Here is a 242-nt window from a genome sequence, read left to right as displayed (position 1 = left end):
CCCCAGCCCCATGTGTTCAAGAATCACGGGTGACGCCGCCAGATAGCCGAGGTAGGCCGCATAGGCGACGCACAGGTTGAGCGCGTACGTCCAGAAGCGCGGCTGACGCAGCAGCATCGGGTAATTGCGGAACGTCACGAACGCGCTGCGCTGCCGGCGCGCCTGGGGCATGGTCTCTGGGATATAGAGCAGCATCAGCACGACTGCCGCGACGCCCAGGGCGGCCGTCAGCAGGAAAGGCG

The 242-nt window shown here is 66.1% G+C and carries 1 protein-coding gene; it reads right to left on the bottom strand.

The features are described from left to right. A partial coding sequence (locus ACVA58_RS28585) for a hypothetical protein (RefSeq protein WP_446513605.1) occupies positions 1-242 on the bottom strand: 242 nt, incomplete at both ends.

The organism is Photobacterium sp. DNB22_13_2 (genome assembly GCF_052873915.1).
Note: the sequence above shows the minus strand (reverse complement) of the source record. Positions and strands in the feature narration are given on the sequence as shown.